Origin of the sequence: Tateyamaria sp., assembly GCF_039940735.1 — a bacterium.
Lineage (GTDB): Bacteria > Pseudomonadota > Alphaproteobacteria > Rhodobacterales > Rhodobacteraceae > Tateyamaria.
In genome coordinates this window covers 69,141-84,545 of the sequence record NZ_JBDVGB010000048.1, presented here as the reverse complement: position 1 = coordinate 84,545, position 15,405 = coordinate 69,141, and the positions used below count along the sequence as shown (strand labels likewise).

Sequence of the window (15,405 nt, the reverse complement as noted above, 5' to 3'; positions counted from 1 at the left end):
ATGACCGATCTTGAGCGTAACATCGAAAGCCTTGCCCCCCACTTGGCCAAAGTCGGCAAGACAGGCATCCTTAACCATATCGCGGGACAAGCCGTTCCTGCGGTTTCAGGCGCGTGGTTTGACACGATATCCCCTGTGGACGACAGCCAGATCGCCCGCGTTGCGCGCAGCGACGGGGCTGACGTGGACGCAGCGGCGCGCGCAGCACTGGACGCGTTTCCCGATTGGCGTGACACCCCGGCAACCCAGCGGCGTGCCATCCTGAACGCCATCGCTGACGGCATCGAAGCACGCGCCGAAGAAATCGCGCTATGCGAATGCTGGGACACGGGTCAAGCCTTGCGCTTTATGTCCAAGGCAGCCCTACGCGGTGCCGCCAACTTCCGCTTCTTCGCTGATCGCGCCCCTTCTGCGCGTGACGGGCAATCCCTGCCCTCACCCAGCTTGATGAACATCACAACGCGTGTACCGCTTGGACCCGTTGGGATCATCACGCCATGGAATACGCCATTTATGCTGTCCACATGGAAGATTGCACCGGCACTGGCTGCGGGCTGCACAGTCGTGCACAAACCCGCCGAATTTAGCCCATGGACAGCCCGCATTCTGATGGAAATTGCCGAAAATGCGGGCCTGCCAGCGGGTGTTTGGAACCTCGTCAACGGAATAGGCGAAGAAGCAGGCAAAGCGCTGACAGAACATCCCGCCATCCGCGCCATCGCCTTTGTCGGAGAGTCCGCAACCGGCTCTGCGATCATGGCGCAGGCCGCACCAACTCTAAAAAGGGTGCACTTTGAACTCGGCGGCAAAAATCCGGTGATTGTGTTTGACGACGCGGATCAGGACGCCGCACTCGATGCAACAATCTTTATGATCTACTCACTCAACGGCGAACGGTGCACGTCCTCTTCTCGGCTTTTGATCCAAGATACCATCGCCGACGACTTCGAAGCCAAACTCGCAGCCCGCGCCAAAGCAATCAAAGTCGGCCACCCGCTTGACCCCAAGACCGAAGTCGGGCCCCTGATCCACCCCGTGCATCACGCAAAAGTCATGGCCAGTTTCGACACAGCCCGCACCGAAGGCGCAACAATCGCAGCTGGTGGAACCCGCGTGAGCGAAGTTGGGCAATACGTCGCCCCAACCCTGTTCACCAACGCCACCAACGACATGAAAATCGCGCAAGACGAAATCTTTGGCCCCGTGCTGACATCCATCCGCTTCACCACCGAAGACGAAGCCCTCAGCATCGCCAATGACACGCCTTACGGGTTAACCGGGTATGTCTGGACTTCCGATGTCACGCGCGCCATGCGGATTACAGACGGGCTAGAGGCCGGGATGATCTGGGTCAACTCGGCCAATGTGCGCCACTTGCCAACCCCGTTCGGCGGTATGAAAGCCAGCGGCATCGGGCGCGACGGCGGCGACTGGAGTTTTGAATTTTATATGGATCAGAAACATATCGGCATTGCCACAGCTGATCCAAAAATTCCAAAACTTGGGATATAACCCCTCTTTGGGTGTAAAATACCTTCGGGGAGTTTGAGGGGCAGACAGCCCCTCATTCAAGCCAAATACAACGCGGCGCAGCCGCACATTATGACAGGACCGGATTATGGCAATACCCCCTCCAGTGCTCTACCCGCCCTTCAACATCGTGCGGCTCAGCCATGTGGAATACCGGGTCACCAACCTTGCGGAATCCCGCGCATTCTACGTTGACACATTGGGCCTACAGGTCACTCAAGAGGACGCAGGCACGATCTACCTGCGCGCCATGGAAGAACGAGGGCACCACTCAATCATCCTGTCCCAAAGCGACAGCGCCAATGTGGCCCGCTTGGGCTTCAAGGTGTTCGATGATCCTGATCTGGACAAAGCAGCAGACTGGTTTTCCCAACAAGGCCTGCCAATCGCGTGGACCACCCGGCCTTTCATGGGGCGTGTGCTACAAACCCAAGACCCGTGGGGCGTGCCGCTAGAATTCTACGCCAAAATGGAACGGCTCCCGAGCATTGCACAGAAATACGCACTTTATCGCGGGGTTAAACCGCTGCGGATCGATCACTTCAACTTGTTCTCATCGGATGTAGACGGGGCGGTCGCTTTCTATACTCAAATGGGGTTCCGCACGACCGAATACACCTCAGACGCTGAGACCGGCAAAACATGGGCGGCATGGATGCACCGCAAAGGGGGCGTGCATGACATCGCCTTTACCAACGGCACAGGACCACGCCTACATCATTCCGCCTTTTGGGTGCCAACCCCGCTCAATATCATCGACTTGCTCGATCTGATGAGCACGACAGGCTACCGCGAAAACATCGAACGAGGTCCTGGGCGACACGGTATTTCAAACGCGTTTTTCCTATATGTGCGCGACCCTGATGGACACCGGGTAGAGATCTATTGCTCGGACTACCAGACGGTTGACCCCGACCACGAACCCATCAAGTGGGACCTCAAAGACCCGCAACGCCAGACCTTGTGGGGCGCCCCCGCACCGCGCAGTTGGTTTGAAGAAGGCAGCATGTTTGATGACGTCCCAACCCAAGCCCCCCTTCTCAAGGCGCAACCAATCGTGGCACCCTAAGCGGGGCGGAGGAACCTCCGCCTTACCTAGAAACGCATCCTCATGATGCGAAACGTAAGGCGCATCCTGATGCGCCTCTCTGGAAAGGACCCGCATGAGCTGGGATGAATTTGCCAAACACGCCAAGGATACCGCAGATTGGGGGGCCAACTATCACAAGACGTTACGAGAACGCCCTGTGCGTGCCCAAACCGCGCCCGGTGAAATTGCGGCACAACTGGGTGCAACACCCCCCGAAGACGGCATTGACCTGTCCGCCATCATGGCCGATTTCGAAACCATCGTGATGCCCGGCATCACCCATTGGCAGCATCCCCGCTTCTTTGCCTATTTCAACTCGAACGCCGCTCCGGCATCAATCTTGGCCGAATTCTTAGCCTCGATCATCGCCCCGCAATGTATGCTTTGGCAGACCTCTCCCGCAGCGACCGAAATGGAAACGCGGATGATGGACTGGTTGCGCCATGCTTTGGGCCTACCGGAAATCTATCAAGGTGTCATCCAAGACAGCGCGTCGTCTGCCACCCTTGCAGCAGTTTTAACGATGCGTGAACGCGCGCTTGCGTTCCGTGGCAACATCGAAGGGCTGCACGGCCAACCTCAACTGCGCATCTACTGCTCGGATCAGGTCCACAGTTCTATCGATCGCGCCATCTGGGTTGCCGGCATTGGGCAGGACAATCTGGTTAAAATCCCCACCACAGGTGATCTGCGCCACATGGACCCGGTCGAACTTGAGGCCGCCATTCGCAAAGACAAAACCGCTGGTCGTGTTCCTGCAGGTATCATCGCCGCGACGGGGGCAACAGGCATGGGCGCTTGCGATGATTTAAAGGCCGTTGCACGCATCGCAAAGGCCCACAATCTTTATATGCATCTAGACGCGGCTTGGGCCGGCACAGCAATGATCTGCCCCGAATTCCGCCCCCTTTGGGCCGGTGCGGAACATTTCGACAGCATCGTCTTTAATCCGCACAAATGGTTGGGGGCACAGTTTGATTGCGCCGCTCATTTCCTGCGCGACCCGGATCAATTGCGTCAAACCCTCGCCATTCGGCCCGAGTACCTAAAAACGCACGCGGCCGAGGACATCACCGACTATTCCGAATGGTCGATCCCTTTGGGGCGGCGGTTCCGCGCGCTCAAGCTGTGGTTCTTGATGCGCCATTACGGGATGGAGGGGCTGCGCACCCGTATCCGCAACCACGTGACATGGTCCCAAGCGCTTTGCGAACAACTGCGCGGGCATCCCGGCTTTGAGATTGTGACCAACCCGATCCTGTCGCTTTGGACTTTTAAGGTCGCGGGCGCCTCCGATGAAGAAACTCAAACTCTGGTCGATGCGATCAACGATGATGGGCGGATTTACTTAACTCAAACCCTGATCGACGGCCAAAAAGTCATCCGCTTTACGGCAGGGCAATTTGATTGCGAAGAACGGGATTTTCACACGGCCTTTGACGCGATTACAGATATCGCATCGCGGCTTTAGGACCGCGCCATCGATAAGTAACGCGCGCACCCTTGCAAGGCAGAGGCGTCGTCGGTCAACAGATAGGTCGGAATGCGCGCCATGCGGCCATCAAACCCGGTCTCGCTCAACAAAGGCGCAAGGGCCAGCGCTGACGTATCGCCGCTGAACAGCGTCCGCGCAAAGCTGCCGTTGAAATAAATACCGCCCTCTGGCAGGTAAAGGTACGCCACCTCGCGCACCAAAGCGCCCAAAGCACGTGCCGCAATGGCCAGGGTTTCAGGGCCGCCATCTGATGCTTCAACATCCTGAGGAGCAAGCGTTTGCCCGGTGCGGATGCTGTGCAATCTCGCCAGACCGCCCCCCGAAAACAGATGTTCAACCGTTTCAAACGCCTGTTCCTTGCCCAAGGCGTCAGCCATAATCGTTTCAACGGCATGGGGCAAACGCGCGTGGCCCATTTCCGCTGAAAACACCACACCCGATGGTCGGTGCGTCAGCGCCACATTGAACCCAGTGCCAAGGCCAACAACCATCGCCTGCGGTTCATCCAATGTCGGCGTGCCCGACAGATGCGCCAACGAGGCATCTGGTAAGACGCAAATGGCATGGCCCAAGGCCTCAAGATCGTTAAGCAGGTTCACATGGTTCAGCGAAAGCGTTTCAGCCAAACCTTTGGCATCAAAATGCCAATCACGGTTGGTCAACCGCCCTTCGCCCTTGCCCACCGGGCCTGCGATGGCCACGGCGGCAGAGGTTAAAGACGGTTGATCCGCGATATAACTACGCGCAAGTTCAGCAAACCCGGCATAGTCGTCATTGCGAAACCGGCGCACTGTGTCAGCGCGCACCCCATCGCTATCTGCCAGCGCAAGGCGGCAATTGGTGCCGCCCACGTCAGCCACAAGGTGCAGCAATGACGCGTTGTCACGCATTGTCAGGCGCACCCGGTTTCTTACCCATGATGATCATCGACAACACATCATCTTCGGTCACGTCTTCGACCTTTTCTGTGCCGATTAACTGGCCGTTCTTCATCACAGATACCCTGTCGCACAAATCCATCATCTCGCGCGTATCGTGGCTGATGAGGAAAATGCCAAGCCCCTGTGTCTTCAATTCTTTGATCAAGTCCGCAACCATCGCCGTTTCGTGCACGCCTAGGGCTGCTGTGGGTTCATCCATAATCAAAATACGAGCATTGAAGTAAACGGCCCGCGCAATCGCCACCGATTGTCGTTGCCCACCAGACAATGACCGCACCGGTTCAGAGAAACGTTTGAAGTTAGGGTTGAGGCGCGCCATGATTTTGCGGCTTTCGGCCTCCATCTTGGTGTCGTCCACCAACCCAAAAGGCGTCGTGATCTCTCGCCCCAGAAACAAGTTACTGGCGGCATCCAGATTGTCGGACAAAGCCAATGTCTGATAGATCGTTTCGATGTTCAGATCACGGGCATCGCGAGGGTTGTTGATTTCAACCTTGTTGCCGTCGACATAGATTTCTCCGCTGTCTTTTTGATAGGCCCCGGCCAAGATTTTGATCAGCGTGGATTTACCGGCCCCGTTGTGGCCTAACAGGCCCACAACTTCGCCCGGCATGACGTCGATGGTCACATCGTCCACCGCTTTGATCCCGCCAAAGTTGATCGAGATGTTGCGCATTTCCAGAAGTGGCGTAGTCATCAGCTGTCTCCCGTTTTGCGGCGATACACAATGTCGACCCAGACGGCAAAGATCAGCACGCCCCCGACGATCATGTTTTGCAGTGGTGAATCTACGCCCACCATGCCCATGCCAGACACCAGCGCCTGCATGATCAACGCGCCAAGGATGGCACCATAAATGGTCCCCACCCCGCCCGCCAAAGCGGTGCCGCCAATGACAGCCGCCGCAATCACGCGCAGTTCGTCCAATTCACCCAGCGAACTGCCTGCAGACCCCAATCGGGCCGACGCGATCACACCCGCGATGGCCGTAAGCGCGCCCATCAATGCGAACACTTTGACCGTTAAAAGGCGCGTGTTGATACCTGACAGTTCTGCTGCATCCGGGTTGCCACCCATCGCAAAGATATAGCGTCCAAAGCGCGTTTTCTTGGCCACCACAGTCATCACGATGGCCACCGCCAACACAATTAGAACCGAGATGGGAAAGCCGTAGGCTTCGGTATAACCTTCGGGCATTTCCAACCCTTCAGCGGCAAAACGACGTTCCAAGATGCGCGATGGCACCAGATACGCGTTCATAATCGCAGTGATCCCACAAATTGCGCCAACAAGGATCGCGCCAAGTGCGAATTCCGCCCAAAGAGGTTTAACCGCAAAATTATGACTGATGTGCTTGCGCCGCGTGTTGACCAGAAACCAAACCGTCAAGGCAGAACCGACAATGGCCAGCATCCAACTTGCCGTGACTCCGATGGTGCCCGTGGCCCCGCCCAACTTAACAAATGTTGGATCAAGCGGCGAAATGGTTGTGCCCTTGGACACCCACCATGCACCGCCGCGCCAGATCAGCAGGCCACCCAGCGTAACGATAAAGGACGGGATCGCTAGATAGCCGATCAACCAACCCTGAAAACCACCAATCGCAGCGCCCAGAACGACGCCCGCGATCAAAGTGATGATCCAGATCGACGGGCTTCCAAAGCCCACGATGTCCGGCAGGATTTGCGCCTGCAATAACCCCATGATCATCCCGATGACGCCCAAAAGCGATCCAATCGACAGATCGATATTACGGGTGACGATAACAAACACCATGCCCGTCGCCATCACTGCGACCGATGCAGTCTGCAAGGTCAACGTAAACAGGTTGCGCGGTGTCAGGAATGTCCCGCCCGTCGCGAAATTAAAGACCACAGCGATCAGTACAAAGGCACCAACCATGCCCAGCAAGCGCGTGTCGATCTGCAATGTCTTGATTAGTTTCCCCAGTCCGTTGGACATGAGATTCCCCTTCCCCTCGATCCGCATCCGGACCGTCGATCAAAAAAGCCCCACCCGCGTGCAGCGGATGGGGCCAAAGTCGTTCAGATCAGATCACTCGCAAACAGCGAGGCCAGACACACCCTGGCAAAGCACGTCTTTTTCGATCCAGCCCGCATCCACAACAAGGTTCAACTTGTCTTGGGTGATTGGCAAAGGTGCCAGCAACATCGAGCTGACAGCAACGCCGCCGGGGGAAGTGAACGTGGCAGAGCCTTCGATCGCGTCCAGAGCTGTGCCACCGGCCAGCGCAACTGCGATCTCGCCCGCGTTGCGACCCAGTTCACGGCTGTCTTTCCAAACCGAAACAGTCTGTGTGCCAAGGGCAACGCGGTTCAGCGCTGCGTGGTCACCGTCTTGGCCAGAAACGGGGATACCGTCCATGCCTTGCGAGGCCAAAGCCGCCACAACACCGCCGGCCATGCCGTCGTTGGAAGAGATAACCGCGTCGACCTCGTTGTTGGCCTGCGTCAGGATCTGTTCCATGTTGCGCTGCGCGTTTGAGGGCTGCCAGCCGTCAGTATAAGATTCGCCAACGATGGTGATGTCGCCGGCATCGATGGCCGCTTGCAGCACTTCTTGTTGACCACCACGCAGGAAGTCAGAGTTCGGGTCGGTCGGCGAGCCCTTGATCATGACATAGTTGCCTTTGGGCTGCTTGGCGAACACGGCTTGTGCCTGCATGCGACCCACTTCGACGTTATCGAATGTTAGGTAAAAGGCACGCGGGTCTTCGATCAAGCGGTCATAGCCGATGACTGGAATGCCAGCCGCTTCGGCTGCGTCCAAGGCTGGGCCAATCGCGCTGCCGTCTTGGGCCAAAATGATCAGCGCATCGACGCCTTGTGTGATCAGGCTTTCAACATCTGCCAACTGCTTGGTGGCCGAAGACTGCGCATCCGCCGACAAATATGTCGCGCCTGCTGCATCCAGCGCGCCAACAATCGCGGCTTCGTCTGTTTTCCAACGCTCTTCCTGAAAATCGGACCAGCTGACGCCAACGGTTTTGGCATGGCCGTCTGCAAATGCCGCACCGGTCAGCATTGTGGTCGCCGCGAGGGCGGCGATAATCGTACGTCGTTTCATTTGGTGTCCTCCCAAAGACTATGTCCAACCATCGTGCGTTCGCGGCTGGGTAAACTATTGATACCGGATTAAATTCGAAAAGCAAATTAAATTGGACAGCCTCCATAAAAAGCGTCATCATATTGCATGAGAGTTCTGTAGATTTGGCACGAACAAGAAAAGAAAAGAGAACAATTTCATGGCGTTCGGTCATCAAAAGGTAGAAAGTAGGCGGCTGCTACTGCGTGAAATTTCGCAAAACGGGCCTCTACCTCGCATAGATTTGGCAGAACGTACGGGAATCAGTCGCGCCACAGTGACGTCCGTGACGGCCGAACTTTTGCGCGGCGGATTGATCGAAGAAGTCCCCCGCGATTCGCGCGGCGATGAAAGCGCGCGCGGCCGCCCCCGCATCGACCTAAAAGTCGTTGGGCGGGCGCATTTGATTGCAGGCCTGAAGGTCGCCGACAGGCGGATTTCGATGGTCTTAATGGATTTCGAAGGGCGCGATGTTGCCAACGCAGACCACATGATGCCAACAAACCGTTTAAGCGCGCAGGCGCTTGCCGAAGAAATTGCAGTAGGCCTGAACGCCTTGGCAGACAAAGCGGGATATGCGTTGTCAGAGGTCTCTGGTGTCGGTGTTGGGCTTGCGGGCGTTGTCGATGTCGGCGATGGCATTGTGTATTGGTCGCCCTCGCTAGATCAACGCAACGTCGCCTTGGGGGACGTATTGGGCCAGCGTCTGGGCATTCCGGCTTATGTCGACAACGATGCCAATCTGGTGGCTTTGGCGGAACTGACCTTTGGCATCGGTAAGGATCATTCGGATTTCATCGTTATCACGATCGAAAGCGGTGTCGGCATGGGTATGGTATTGGGGGGGCGCTTGTACCGCGGCGCGCGCGGGTGTGGCGCTGAGTTTGGTCATACCAAAGTACAGCTCGACGGGGCGTTGTGCCGATGCGGACAGCGCGGTTGTCTGGAAGCATATGCCTCGGATTACGCGCTGGTACGCGAGGCGGCTAGCGTCGGCACTGTGACCCAAACTGAATCGACGGCAGATGCTATAATGGCCGTGCTGGCGGCCGCCAAAGCAGGCGATCATACGGCACGTACAGTGCTGGAGCGCGCGGGTAAGATGTTTGCAATGGGCCTTGCAAATCTGGTCAACATTTTTGACCCTGAATTGGTTATTCTTGCTGGCCCACAGATGTCTTTTGACCACGTTTATTCAGATGCCGTCATCGAACAGATGCGCAAAAGCATTGTCGAGATCGACAAGCCTGCGCCAGATGTGGTTGTTCACCGTTGGGACACGCTAATGTGGGCCCGAGGCGCGGCGGCCTATGCACTGGAGTTTGTGCAAGATACAGCGGTGGAGGCCTTGGACGATGTTTGATGCAGTGCGCAGATTTTTCAAAAAATCTGACGTAGGCCGAGGCCGCCGCGCGAGGCGCGGCGGGGACTGCGTTGCAAGCGCGGTTTGCCTTTTTCTAAGCGGCGCCGCCTTAGCAGACACCCCGCAATTCACACCCCTGGATGTGCCCAACCATGTCTATGACGGCGGCTGGGAACACTTTGTTGGTGGCGGGTTGGCCGTGTTGGATTGTAACGGCGATACCCGCCCTGATTTGGTGGCCGCTGGTGGATCTAACCCTCCCATTTTACTGCGCAACACTTCTGTGCCGCATGGCACAGTCTCCTTTGAAGATGCGACGCCTGAAGCATTGGATTTGGTCGCGACCACGGGTGTTTATCCATTGGATTTCGACAATGACGGGCAAATGGATTTGGTCGTGCTCCGCGTCGGCCCAGATCGCTTACTGAAGGGCAAGGGAAATTGCGACTTTGCTCCTGTGCCTTTTGGTACGGGTGATCATTGGTCCACGGCTTTCTCTGCCACTTGGGAAGCAGGTCAAGATTTACCCACCTTTGCGTTTGGCCACTATGTGGATCGCGCGGATCCAGAGGGGCCATTTGAAGCTTGTGATACCAACGCCTTATGGCGACCTTCGCCATCCGGCTATAACCAAACCACGCTTGCCCCCGGACATTGCGCCTTGTCCATTCTGTTTACGGATTGGTCTCGTACCGGCAGTGCAGATCTGCGGGTGTCCAATGATCGCCATTACTATGTCCGAGACGGGCAAGAGCAACTTTGGGCGATGGACGCCACACCCCGACTGTTCACAGAACGCGACGGTTGGGCGCGTCACATGCTGTGGGGTATGGGTATTGCCACGCGTGATCTTGACCGCGATGGGCGCGACGAGGTGTTTTTGAGTTCAATGGGCGATCAGCGTTTAATGCGCCGCACAGGTGCAAAGCCGAGTTTTACCGACGTGCCTTTTGCGATGGGAACAGCGGCACAACGGCCTTATTTGGGGGATGACGGCCGACCTTCGACCGGGTGGCACATCGCGTTTGGCGACGTAACCAACGATGGGCGCGATGATGTATTTATTGCCAAGGGCAATGTCCAACAAATGCCCGGAAATGCGATGGAAGACCCAAATAACTTGTTGATATCCCAACAAGATGGAACTTTTTCGGAGGCCGGAGATATTGCAGGTATTGCTTCGGTCCACCGCGCGCGCGGGGCGGCATTGGTCGATTTTAATGCTGACGGATTGCTGGATTTGGCGGTTGTCAATCGCCGTGCACCTTTGGAAGTTTGGCAGAATACAAGTGCCCAAACCGGACATTGGCTTGCCGTTGCGTTGGAGCGGTCTGGCGTTAATGCGCAAGGTGTGGGCGCGTGGATCGAAGTGGATGATGGTTCTTCAATTCAGGCCCGTGAAGTCACTGTTGGCGGCGGTCATGCTGGCGGTGTTTCGGGCCCGCAACACTTTGGGTTGGGCGATGCTGACACTGCGCGGGTCCGTGTCCGTTGGCCGCATGCTGCATGGTCAGAATGGCGCACCGTGGGTGTGGACCAAGTGTTGGTTGTTGGCGAGTAGGGTTGTTGGCGTATTAAAAACCGACGTTTGGCGGCGATCACATTTCATAGGGGGCTTTGCCCCCGTCCTTCGGACGCCCCCAAGGTATTTTTAACCCAAAGATGACAGCACCGCGATCCTTAACGGTCTATCGGCAAGCCGCTTGGGACAGACGCAGGAATACCAAGTGCGCCGCGAACGCTTTGCGGGTCTGTTAGCTCGCCCAAGAAAGCAAGGATATCTGTGACCTCAGCATCCGTCAGGGTTTGAGATTGCAGCGTGTTTGCCATCGCGATGGCTTCAACTTCGTCCGCGTCATTGAGAACCCGCAGATCATCGGCTTTGAGCCCGGGCAGCAGTGCTTGGCTGATGTCGTAGTCGTAGAGTGAGGCGACAGGATCGAGGTGATGCCGCACGACGCCCTCTAATGTGGCGAACGCGCCGGTATGACCGTACGGACCGGTTTGCGCGATATTGCGCAAGGGCGGCGTACGAAAGGCGTAGGCGTCCTTTGGATTACCTGTCACGCGCATGCGGCCTGTGTCTTGGGCGTGCGATTCAAACCTTGCGGCCTTGCCCGGCCCGATCTGAGGCATCGCAATGGCGTGGAATTTGTGGTCGGTTTGAAAGCGCCCCGCATGGCAATCGGCGCAAGCCGCTTGGCCATAAAACAGGTCCATACCGCGCATGGCGGCGGGCTCCATTTCTGTGCCGTTTCTGAGATAAAGATCGAACGGGCTTGCCACTCCGCGCCATTCGAAATCGAGGAACGCGGCGAGCGCATCTGAAATGTCGGTGAATGCGATGTCTTTGGGGCCAATGACCGCATCAAAGCCTGTGCGGTAGACTGGAATACCTTCGATGCGTTTGGACAAGATATCCCACGCGCCGCCCTGCCCTGTCAGCAATCCTTGGCGCACCGCTTGGGCGACATCGTTTTCTGCGTAGTGCCCAGCCATTTCATCCGCGGACAAGACGGGAAACATGGATTGCGCAGAAAGGGCTGAGGCAAAGCCGTATTCCATTTCCGCACCCAATGGCGTTCTTATACCCGAAGGGCGCGAAGCGTCTTGTTCCAGCCGTCCGTCATGGAAAAACACCGTGAATTCAGTGGCGCCGAGATTGAACAGGGGTGGTGCGTTGCGTGGGATGCGTTGTTCGGGGATGTTGTCTGCGACCACCTTACGGTCCGGTCCAAGGCCTGCACCACCGTCCCCCAATCCAAGCGACACACCATCCCCTGTGGCGTGTTTCGGGTGGTGGCAGGTGGCACAGCTGACGGTTTTTGAACCAGACAAGATGGGATCGTAGAACAGCAACTGACCCAATTCGATTTGCGCACTGGGATGGTCTGGAAAGATAGGTTCATCATAAGGCAGATCACCCGCCCAAAGGGGCCCCGCGATCAGGCCAAATGCAAGTGCCTTAGACGAAGCGCGAAACATAGTTTTCCAGAATTTCCTGACGCCCTGAGCGCGGTGTAGGTTCGATCGTGTGGCCCAAAACGTGTTGTGAGATGGTGTCGAGATCGCTTTTCAACATGGCTTGGGCCTCTTTCCGGTCCCATCCGGCGTAACGTTCTTTTAATGCATCTTCCAATCCACCATCTTGGATCATGGCAGCCGCAGCTTTTAGGCCGCGCGCGCAGATGTCCATGCCGCCGACGTGGGCGGCTATCAAATCCTCGGCATCCAAGCTTTGACGGCGCAGTTTGGCGTCGAAATTCGTGCCTCCAGACCCAAGCCCGCCCGCCTTAAGGATGTGGTAATAGCACAGCGCGACTTCGGGCACGTTGTTGGGGAATTGGTCGGTGTCCCAGCCGGATTGGTAATCGTTGCGATTCATGTCGATCGACCCAAGCATCCCATCAGCTGTCGCCACGGCGATTTCGTGTTCAAAACTGTGGCCCGCAAGGATGGCGTGACCTTGTTCGAGGTTCAGCTTTACCTCGTTTTCCAGCCCGTATTTGCGCAGAAATCCAATACTGGTCGCTGCGTCAAAGTCGTATTGGTGTTTGGAGGGTTCTTGAGGCTTGGGTTCGACCAAGATTTGCCCTTTGAACCCGATCTTGTGCTTGTATTCGACCACCATGTTGAGGAACGCGCCCATATGGTCCAACTCACGTCCCAAGTTGGTGTTCAGCAGGGTTTCGTAACCCTCGCGCCCCCCCCATAACACATAGTTTTCGCCGCCCAATTTATGCGTGGCATCAATGCAAGATTTTACAGTGGCCGCGGCATAGGCGAACACGTCGGGGTCAGGGTTGGTCGACGCGCCGGACATCCAACGGCGATGGCTGAACATGTTGGCGGTGCCCCACAGGCAGCCGACGTTTTTGCCTTCCATCTTGGACAAGAAATAGTCGGTGATCTCGTCCAGACGCGAGATGCTTTCGCGCAAGTTTTCGCCTTCGGGTCGCACATCTGCATCGTGCCAGCAGAAATAGGGCGCACCGAGCCGTTCAAACATTTCAAAGGCCACATCCGCTTTCATTTTGGCGCGGCCCATGTCGTCTTGCGGGTGCCACGGGCGTTGCAGCGTTGGCCCGCCGAACGGATCGCCGCCTTCCCATGCGAAGGAATGCCAATAGGCGACAGCAAAGCGCAGGTGGTCTTCCATCCGTTTGCCCATGACTTTTTCGTCCGGGTTATAGTGGCGAAAGGCCATCGGATTGGTGCTATCTGGGCCTTCAAATTTGGCGGGCGGCACGGCGTCGAAAAATCCGGTGGTCATGGCATGGCTTTCAATGTTGGATAGGCGCTTGCGAAGCCCGCGTAAGCGTCTTCGTAGGCCTGCACGAGGTTCGTTTGCGGGTGAATAATGTTGGCGACCGGCGGTTTTGTCATGACCTCCGTCGGGTTAGCACGGGTGACCCCGCACATCGCAATCCGAGCAGCACCAAGAGCGGCCCCAAAGGCGCTTTCATCTGGGCGTTCAAGCGGGATATTCAGGACGGTGGCGAGCATTTCTGTCCAATAGTCGGATTGGCTGCCGCCACCAATAGCAAGGGCCGTTTCAAAGGTCGCGCCTGTTGCTTTGATCGCCTCAAAGCTGTCGCGCAACGCAAAGGCAACCCCGGCCATAACCGCACTCGTCAGTGTCGATGCATCAGTGGCCACGTCCAAACCGGTAAAGCTGCCGCGAACGGCCGCATCGTTGTGAGGGGTGCGTTCGCCCGACAGATAGGGATAGAATTTAACCGCGCTCGGCGCAGCCAACGTGTCGCCCAAAGCGCTAGAAAGGGCCTTAGCGCTTTGTCCCGTGATCTTGGACAGCCAATTCAGGCTGTCTGTTGCAGCCAACACAACGCCCATCTGATACCAGCGCCCCGGAACGGCATGGCAAAACGTGTGAACAGCGCTGTCGGCCAATGGCGCATAGCTGTCGCGCCCCGTCAAAACGACGCCAGAGGTGCCAAGCGATACAAACCCTTGTCCTTCGCTAAGCGCGCCAACACCGCAGGCGGCCACGGCATTATCCGCACCCCCGGCGATGACTTTGCAGGTTTTTGGCAGGCCAAGGTCTGCACGCGCAGGCTGCACTTGGCCAACCACATCGGTGCCTTCCAGAAGGTCCGGCATTTGTGCGGCGTCCATCCCGCCCAGCCCCAAAAGCTCATCCGACCACGCTCGCCCGCCCACATCCAGCCACGCGGTACCAGCCCCATCAGACATCTCCGTCGCAAAGCGTCCTGTCAGCCACCAGACGACGTAATCCTTTGGCAGCATGACGCGCGAAACACGCGCAAAAACGTCAGGTTCGTTTTCCGCAACCCACGCCAGTTTGGGTGCGGTAAAGCCGGGAAACACGATGTTTCCGCTGATGGCGCGCGCGCGCGGATCGCTGTCCATCGTGGCGGCTTGCACATGACTGCGCGTATCGTTCCATAAGATACAGGGCCGCAAAACGTCACCTGCAGCATCGACCAGAACGGCACCGTGCATGTGTCCAGACAGCGCCAGCCCCTGCACTGCGTCAAAGGCCTTCGGATGTGCAGATTTCAATGCGCTCAGCGTCGCCTTAACCCCGGCGACCCAATCGGATGGATCTTGCTCGCTCCAACCCTGCGCAGGGTTGGAAACATCATAGGACGCATCAGCACTGCCAATGGCACAGCCTTCGCCATCCACAAGCAACGCCTTGACACCCGAGGTGCCGAGATCAAGCCCCAGAAACATTGCAATCCTCCCTGACGGTCACAATCGCCCCCATTAATTTGAATGTCAAATTAAACATACCTTTATTGTCAGTCTTCTCCGTCGGCGTTCCTTATCCAGAAAGAACAACACCCCGCCCCGGCGTCGGCATTACAATAAAAAAATAGGACAGCGTGCGCACTTT

Annotated in this window: 12 protein-coding genes; 5 read left to right on the top strand and 7 right to left on the bottom strand. The window is 57.0% G+C overall.

Annotation, left to right across the window (positions count from 1 at the left end):
- From hpaE to ABJF76_RS09410, 3 genes are all read left to right on the top strand, one after another.
- On the top strand, window positions 1-1,512 hold the full coding sequence (gene hpaE, locus ABJF76_RS09420) for a 5-carboxymethyl-2-hydroxymuconate semialdehyde dehydrogenase (protein WP_413822180.1): 1,512 nt from the start codon (window positions 1-3) through the stop codon (window positions 1,510-1,512).
- Window positions 1,513-1,618: 106 nt separating this feature from the next.
- Window positions 1,619-2,599 carry a 3,4-dihydroxyphenylacetate 2,3-dioxygenase gene (hpaD, locus tag ABJF76_RS09415; RefSeq protein ID WP_413822179.1) on the top strand — a complete coding sequence of 327 codons (981 nt, stop codon included), beginning with the start codon at window positions 1,619-1,621 and terminating at the stop codon, window positions 2,597-2,599.
- A gap of 94 nt (window positions 2,600-2,693) precedes the next feature.
- On the top strand, window positions 2,694-4,091 hold the full coding sequence (locus ABJF76_RS09410) for a pyridoxal phosphate-dependent decarboxylase family protein (RefSeq protein ID WP_413822178.1): 1,398 nt from the start codon (window positions 2,694-2,696) through the stop codon (window positions 4,089-4,091).
- Here the strand turns inward: ABJF76_RS09410 and ABJF76_RS09405 are convergent.
- From ABJF76_RS09405 to xylF, 4 genes are all read right to left on the bottom strand, one after another.
- Window positions 4,088-5,005 carry a glucokinase gene (locus ABJF76_RS09405; RefSeq protein ID WP_413822177.1) on the bottom strand — a complete coding sequence of 306 codons (918 nt, stop codon included), beginning with the start codon at window positions 5,003-5,005 and terminating at the stop codon, window positions 4,088-4,090. The two genes, ABJF76_RS09410 and ABJF76_RS09405, sit on opposite strands and share 4 nt — an antisense overlap.
- A complete protein-coding gene (locus ABJF76_RS09400; protein WP_413822176.1) occupies window positions 4,998-5,753 on the bottom strand; it encodes an ATP-binding cassette domain-containing protein in 756 nt (251 codons plus the stop codon). Before ABJF76_RS09400 ends, ABJF76_RS09405 begins: the two co-directional genes overlap by 8 nt.
- On the bottom strand, window positions 5,753-7,018 hold the full coding sequence (locus ABJF76_RS09395; protein ID WP_413822175.1) for a sugar ABC transporter permease: 1,266 nt from the start codon (window positions 7,016-7,018) through the stop codon (window positions 5,753-5,755). Before ABJF76_RS09395 ends, ABJF76_RS09400 begins: the two co-directional genes overlap by 1 nt.
- 93 nt (window positions 7,019-7,111) lie before the next feature.
- Window positions 7,112-8,143 carry a D-xylose ABC transporter substrate-binding protein gene (xylF, locus tag ABJF76_RS09390; RefSeq protein WP_413822174.1) on the bottom strand — a complete coding sequence of 344 codons (1,032 nt, stop codon included), beginning with the start codon at window positions 8,141-8,143 and terminating at the stop codon, window positions 7,112-7,114.
- 178 nt (window positions 8,144-8,321) lie between these two features.
- On the opposite strand from xylF, the gene ABJF76_RS09385 reads away from it, so the two are divergent.
- Window positions 8,322-9,524 (top strand): ROK family transcriptional regulator, encoded by a 1,203-nt coding sequence (locus ABJF76_RS09385; RefSeq protein ID WP_413822173.1) that lies wholly within the window; start codon window positions 8,322-8,324, stop codon window positions 9,522-9,524.
- Window positions 9,517-11,085: a CRTAC1 family protein gene (locus tag ABJF76_RS09380; RefSeq protein WP_413822429.1), complete on the top strand. Its 1,569-nt coding sequence runs from the start codon at window positions 9,517-9,519 to the stop codon at window positions 11,083-11,085. The genes ABJF76_RS09385 and ABJF76_RS09380 overlap by 8 nt, the downstream gene beginning before the upstream one ends.
- A 119-nt stretch (window positions 11,086-11,204) precedes the next feature.
- On the opposite strand, the gene ABJF76_RS09375 is transcribed toward ABJF76_RS09380, so the two are convergent.
- From ABJF76_RS09375 to xylB, 3 genes are read right to left on the bottom strand one after another with little or no spacing between them, the layout of a single operon-like run.
- Window positions 11,205-12,509: a cytochrome-c peroxidase gene (locus tag ABJF76_RS09375; RefSeq protein ID WP_413822171.1), complete on the bottom strand. Its 1,305-nt coding sequence runs from the start codon at window positions 12,507-12,509 to the stop codon at window positions 11,205-11,207.
- Complete coding sequence (gene xylA, locus ABJF76_RS09370; protein ID WP_413822170.1) at window positions 12,490-13,797, bottom strand: xylose isomerase; 1,308 nt, start codon at window positions 13,795-13,797, stop codon at window positions 12,490-12,492. Before xylA ends, ABJF76_RS09375 begins: the two co-directional genes overlap by 20 nt.
- Window positions 13,794-15,242 (bottom strand): xylulokinase, encoded by a 1,449-nt coding sequence (gene xylB, locus ABJF76_RS09365; RefSeq protein ID WP_413822169.1) that lies wholly within the window; start codon window positions 15,240-15,242, stop codon window positions 13,794-13,796. Before xylB ends, xylA begins: the two co-directional genes overlap by 4 nt.
- Window positions 15,243-15,405: the final 163 nt, after the last annotated feature.